The organism is Clostridium frigoris (genome assembly GCF_018861865.1).
In the GTDB taxonomy this organism is placed as follows: domain Bacteria; phylum Bacillota; class Clostridia; order Clostridiales; family Clostridiaceae; genus Clostridium_AD; species Clostridium_AD frigoris.
The window spans coordinates 42,182-48,477 of record NZ_JAHLDV010000026.1 but is presented as its reverse complement, the minus strand read 5'-3'; the positions used below and the strand labels follow the sequence as shown (position 1 = coordinate 48,477).

At 31.4% G+C, this 6,296-nt stretch carries 5 protein-coding genes; all 5 read right to left on the bottom strand.

Going from position 1 to position 6,296, the window contains the following annotated elements; translation table 11 throughout:
* Nucleotides 1-145: 145 nt before the first annotated feature.
* A complete protein-coding gene (locus tag KPL37_RS11865) occupies nucleotides 146-784 on the bottom strand; it encodes a hypothetical protein (RefSeq protein WP_216149593.1) in 639 nt (212 codons plus the stop codon).
* Between the two features lie 161 nt (nucleotides 785-945).
* The gene (locus KPL37_RS11860) at nucleotides 946-1,728 is read right to left on the bottom strand and encodes a prepilin peptidase (protein ID WP_216149591.1); all 783 of its coding nucleotides are present in this window, start codon (nucleotides 1,726-1,728) and stop codon (nucleotides 946-948) included.
* A 237-nt stretch (nucleotides 1,729-1,965) separates the two neighbouring features.
* Entirely contained in the window at nucleotides 1,966-2,340 is a 375-nt protein-coding gene (locus tag KPL37_RS11855; protein WP_216149589.1) for a DUF5658 family protein, read from the bottom strand.
* A gap of 50 nt (nucleotides 2,341-2,390) precedes the next feature.
* The gene (locus tag KPL37_RS11850; protein WP_216149587.1) at nucleotides 2,391-5,702 is read right to left on the bottom strand and encodes an SdrD B-like domain-containing protein; all 3,312 of its coding nucleotides are present in this window, start codon (nucleotides 5,700-5,702) and stop codon (nucleotides 2,391-2,393) included.
* 33 nt (nucleotides 5,703-5,735) lie between these two features.
* Nucleotides 5,736-6,287 (bottom strand): PilW family protein, encoded by a 552-nt coding sequence (locus tag KPL37_RS11845; RefSeq protein WP_216149585.1) that lies wholly within the window; start codon nucleotides 6,285-6,287, stop codon nucleotides 5,736-5,738.
* Nucleotides 6,288-6,296 lie beyond the last annotated feature (9 nt).

The window sequence follows — 6,296 nt, the reverse complement described above, 5'->3', positions numbered from 1 at the left end:
GCTTAAATTATACACCAAAAGTGGATTCCTCGGAATCCACTTTTGTATTTGCAGAAAAAAAAAGAGCCATCTCGTAATAGAAATTACTTTCTATTTTGAGACAGCCCCTTTTATTAGTTTAATAGAGTTTTATTATTTGTTAATATTATGGCAATGGATTATCATTACCGTATTTGAAATAAATTAATGAATTTAAAAATCTTTGGTATTTACTAATTTCAGAGCTAACTTCACGTCCAGGAAAAAACACCATGGAAATAACTTCCCATAAAAACACCCATCCACCTATGTTAAATCCTTGTTGTATAGTTCCAAGTATTATGTTTTTATCACCACTTGAACCTAAAAAAACAGATACACATAGTAGACTAAAGGCTATGAGTACATACTTAAATATCTTATGATAATTATTCTTTAGTATTTTAATTTCTTGATGTAAATAAAAGGAGTAGTAGGTTTTAATTCCTGCAATTAATGATTCTTCTCTATTTACGTCTTTTTCTGCTTTTGGTAAATAAAAACATATGTCCACTCCATGTTTTTCTGGAATTTCTTCAAAACAGTTTTCAAGAAAAATTACTAAATCTGGATCCATATCTCTTTTTCTAAAGGGGGCATTATCCCAGTCATTAAATATATCAGTATACTTCTCTATACCTACCTGTATAACGTAATTCCCTGTAGTAGGATTTCGCTCATAAATTTTTTGAAGATAATCACTTCTCTTTGGTTTAACATATCTTTTCTTAAATTTAGTTTTAAGCCTGTGTAATATATTTTGCATTTTATCAACCCTTCATAAACATTCTTCTATGTCTTATTATACAACTTTTAATTAAATTAGCCAATATAGACGTTCTTCACAATAGTCTATTAATTACTCTAGCTTTCAATTCATACTGTAGTTCTAGCTCTCGTTAAATCATCTCCTAGTTCGCTGAAATATTAATATTTATAAAATGTACCTAAGTACCAATTCACAATTTTCTCTCCCCAAATTATCATAAACAAAGTAGCCATTATAATAGACGGACCAAATGCCATTTCAGATCTACCATTTTTCTTCTTAACCTTCAATAAGTAAACACCAATTACTCCTCCAATTATGAAAGAAAAAAATATCATCACAAATGTTAACTTAAATCCTAAAAACAGTCCACAAAGCCCGCAAATTTCTACGTCTCCCCAACCCATGCCCTCTGTTCCTAAAATAAGCTTGGACATTAAAATAATAAAAGTTATGATGCCTGCGCCTAGTAATCCACCGTATACATATTCAATTACTGGCTCTCCCAGATAAAAATTCACTCCTAGCGATATAATGCCTATAGCTATTGCAAGCCATGTAGTCGCTGTATAAACCTCCATAGTATCATAATCTATCATGGCTATAACTATTAAAAAAGGTATAAGTATTAAAAATTTTACAAGCTGTATGCTGTACCCATATTGAAAATACGTTAACAAAAAAAGTACAGCTGTGGTAAGTTCTATTAATGCATATCTACTTGATATCTTCTCACCACATTTTCTGCATTTTCCTCTTAAAAAAATCCAACTAATTACTGGTATAAGGTCATAAGGCTTTATCCTATTTCCACATGATGTGCAGTGTGATGGCGGATATGATATACTTTCTCCTATTGGTATCCTATATATACAGACATTTAGAAAACTTCCTATTAATAAACCTATTACAAAAATATATATTGCTATAATGCTTTCCATTTATGGAACCTCCTTAATTGAATTTACTATATAAATACAGTAATTAACAATTTATTTTCTTATTTATATTAAATCATCTCCTTCGGAGCTGAAATATTAACATAATTTTAACTCTATTGTATTTATTCCCATTATTACTTTACCATATATGCAAATAAAAGTATTCAAAAAAATTAAATGCCCAAAGTTATAATACCTTTGGACATTTAAATAATATTAATTAAGTATACAGATAGACTATATAATTTTAGCATTAGTAAAAACAAATAAAACACACCAAATTATGTGGGATATATTTATAAGTACATATAATATTAAGCACCCATTAATCATAATATTTGCTTGATGTAATTGTTTTTCTGTTGCATCTTTCATTCTTTTGGATACAACAAGCAACAATACAAATGGGATCACTAGCTTAATTATTATAGAAAATAATTTTCTATTGTTTACTAAAGGTGCCATTATAGAGTTAACTTCCATAAACATACCTGTATTTAATAGAAAAATGGTAAATATAATATCCGTTACATTCAATATGTATATTGTAATTAACTTTTTCCTTATTAATGCTAAATCACTCCGTTTTATTAGAGAAATAATAAAAGACATGCCACCACCTCTAATTAGAAGTATTGACAATGTCTTTATGTTTTAAACTTTTAAAAATAATCTACCCCCATACTAATTCGGCTTACGATACAATTTATGATATTTGTATTTCCTGCATTATCTTCTACTTGAAAGTTATAGCTACCATTTAAATACACCTCATAAGTCATAGTATCTCCATTCACCCAATTCTGCCAACTTCCATCTTTTTTTTGTACCCTTACTTGTTTTACTCCTGATCCTCCGTCACTTGCCTTTAAGGTTAAAACAGCTGATGTACTAACCCATTTAATGGGAATTCCAGTGACATTACCTGTTGGAACTATTTTATCTATCTTCGCAACTTTAGAGGTTTGAACTCCTACGCTATCCGATTTACTTACAGCTCTAGCAAGTACTGTTGTTTGTCCATTACTAGAAATTATTGGTTTAAGCACTGAACTGTAATCTATCCATTCACCGGCCCCTATTTTATATTGATATTTTTTTATTCCTAAAAGTGAAGAACCTCCCGCTATTGTAACTTCAACATTATCCTTTGTCCAGTTCTCTGTAGTAAGCGTTATTGTTGGCGCAGTAGGCGCTGTTCTGTCAATTTTAATTGTTTTATTAGAAACATCTGAAGTATAGCCAACATCATCTATAGTTCTCGCGTAAACAATAGTCTGACCTTCTTGAGTGATTTCTAAGTTACCTGTGTAATCAATCCAAGTACTATTATCTAATGAATACTGTGTTTTTACTACAGAATCTATTCCCTCTGCTGTGATCGTCACTGGTACCATTGCTGCACTTGTCCAATCTTCACTCACATTAATACTTGGTATAACCAGCTTCCTTCTTTGGATATCTATTGTATTTGTACCTATATACGAAGTTGGTGTACTTATTCCATTTACATTTGTATAACTTCCACTTATAGTTGTATCTCCTCCAAATACATATTTTGCTGCATTAATTGAAAATGCAGTAATTGAAAGAAGAACAGGACTTGCTTCATAAGCTGTATTATTTGCATTTAAAGTATACGTAATAGTTGGTATATTTCCAGTAAGAGTTTGCCCTAATAAAGTGACTCCTTGTGGTAATGAGCTACTGTCCACATTAATGCCAACTGGTAATGTTTCTGTGAACCTAACATCTCTTACAGTCTTAGTCAATGGATCTCCTGCTATAGCTGTGGTCAATATTGGTGTTGGGTTTAATGCATAAGTTATTGTAAACACCTGTTTAAGATACGCTTTCGTTGCGCTTAAGGCTCTAGATAATGCAACTGTAGCTGATGATGTCGCTCTTAATACAAATGTAGGAAATTCCATTTGTTTCTCGCCTTTACCATCCAACTCTGTATAAGTAAGCATTGATTTTCCAGAATCACTTAAGCTATAATTATCTTTAGCATCATTTGCCTTCAATGGAATCTTAACAATCACTGGTGATGCTGTATAAACTTGCTTTCCATCTACTGTGTTTAAATTATAAGTAATAGCTGAAGGAATTTTTGCTTCAATGCTTTTAACTGAAACATTCTTACTATTCATAGTATCATTCACAGTAATATTCTGTGTAATAGCACTTTGACCATTCACTTCAACTGTAGCATTTTTATTATTAATGACTATACCCTGTGGGTACTCATCTCTCAGCGTAATATTACTTATAGACATATAATCTCTGTATTTTCCATCTGTATCTCTAAAACTATCATTTACAGGTATGCTCTTTGGTTGAATTGTGTATTGTAAATTAAATCCTAGATTTTGCTGTACCGTATTACCTCCACCAACAAGTGTTTTAGATAAAGCCAATCTGTTTTCCACTACAAATGAACCATAGAAACCTTCTCTTTGTATATCTGTTCCATTTCCTGTCTGATAAGCAATGTAATAATTTCCTGGTTCTGTTGGTAATTTTATACCCTGCTCTCCAGTAAATATTGTGTTTGCATTTTCACCTGGTTCATTACTTTTTGATGGATAAAACCAATTTGTAGGAACATTATAACTAGAACTTGAGACATTTCCTCCTTTATTATATACCATTCTAAATTCTGCAGAACCACCCCAATTAAAATATTCCAAGTAAATAGGATAGTATTGATTTGCTTTTAAACTATATGGTTTATTGCTTGTTCCAAATGTGGATGATTGTGGTTTAAACATATTTGCAAACGTATTAGTTTGTCCAACTACAGTAATAGACCCTTTTGATCCATCGTCAGAAATTGATCCAAATTGATAATCTCCATCCTCGGGAACTTTAATGTATCCCCAAAACTTTGATGCTTCCTTGTAATCTCCACCTATTGACATTGAACCCATAAATGCAGAATTTGATACCCATTTTTTATTTACAACGACATCAGGCTTAGTGCTATCTACACTTTTTACAGTATACGAAGGTATACTTTCGAATCCTCCATATGTGCCAGAGGTGCTTGAAATGTTTGTAGTTTTATATCCTGTAGCATCCGAAGGATATTTAAACACTTGTAGAGGATCACTCCAATTTTTTGTATCTGTAAGTGTAAGCATATGATTTACATCATAACTTCTCCATTTTAACTTACCGGGTTTATCTGTCTCTACATCATCATTATAACTGCTTCCATCCAAATCCATATCAATCCAATCAGTTGTAGGCATAGAAGTTGGGATATTATTTTGATTTAAAAATTGGTATTGAAAGAAGCCCACAGAACTTCCTGCTACTGACATTTTGGCATAAGAATCTCCCAGTAAGAAGACTGATGGATTTAAATTTTTATCTACTCTTTGTTTGGTTTCAGTGCTTTCAACATTATATGTTTCTCCTACATTTCCAGTGGTATCCTTTACTTGAATACCTACTTTTGCAAGACTTGTTACATTTGGAGATGTTCCTTCAATTAATCCTGCATTGATATCCATGTCTGTTGGCTTTATATCAATTTTTATACCTGTGGGATCTACTTTTGATATACGTGGCTGAACACCACCACCTTTTCCATTTCCTATTTTAGTAAACCCATATCCCGAAGGCGAAATTACTCTTACTTTATATAAATTACTACTATCTAACCCATAAAAGTAATAATCTCCTGTGGATGTTGTCGTGGTCTCTTTTTGATACACATAACTATTATTATTATTTAAATATAACTCGACTTTTACTCCAACCACACCTAAATCTTTGTTGGACTCTATCTTACCATTACCATTAGCATCATAGAACACCCTTCCTCCAATTGATTCCTGTGCAACAGCATAAGCATTTTTAGGGAATGCCCCTAAAATCGTGAATATCATACAAATAACTAATAATTTGCTAGTTATTTGTTTGAAAAGCAGCCTTTTCCCCTTAAATGCTTTTTTGATTTTCATATTTACCACCCCTTATTATTATAATATTCTATTCTATTTTTTGTTCCTAAAAAACATAGAACTAGTAGTATCATAAGTAACCTTACCATCATCACTAACAAGGTCAATTTCCAGTTCAATTCCTTTACAATCTGAAAGATTACTACCACCAACAGGCATAATTTTAATTGCTTCAACTTTGCTACTTATTTCATGCACTACAGGATTTGAAGTTTTATCATCCTTTTTATAAAAAACATTCTTACCACTTTCACTTATAGTAAAAACATAGGATAATGTATCGTCAACATAAAAAGTTATACCATCCTTTAGTGTATATGGCGAAGAAATTGCACTTATACTTAAAGCTTCACCTGCTAAATCTATTTGTGATATTTTTGAAGCCTCCATAGCACTTTTTGAAAAGTACTCTGTTAATAACTGAGTATCCATTTGAAGTTCTGACTTCTTTTGTGTCTTATTAAGAGCCTCCTGATGTGTCATAAAAAACGAGAAAAATATAGTTAGTACAATACCTGATAAGGATAAAGCTAATAATAATTCAATTATAGTAAACCCTTTTTTTTTAGTTTTTAACTTAACCAACTATATCAC

What these genes read in the sequence shown, in the direction of transcription:
- KPL37_RS11865 (WP_216149593.1), bottom strand. Translation starts at nt 784, where the DNA reads ATGCAAAATATATTACACAGGCTTAAAACTAAATTTAAGAAAAGATAT.
- KPL37_RS11860 (WP_216149591.1), bottom strand. Translation starts at nt 1,728, where the DNA reads ATGGAAAGCATTATAGCAATATATATTTTTGTAATAGGTTTATTAATA.
- KPL37_RS11855 (WP_216149589.1), bottom strand. Translation starts at nt 2,340, where the DNA reads ATGTCTTTTATTATTTCTCTAATAAAACGGAGTGATTTAGCATTAATA.
- KPL37_RS11850 (WP_216149587.1), bottom strand. Translation starts at nt 5,702, where the DNA reads ATGAAAATCAAAAAAGCATTTAAGGGGAAAAGGCTGCTTTTCAAACAA.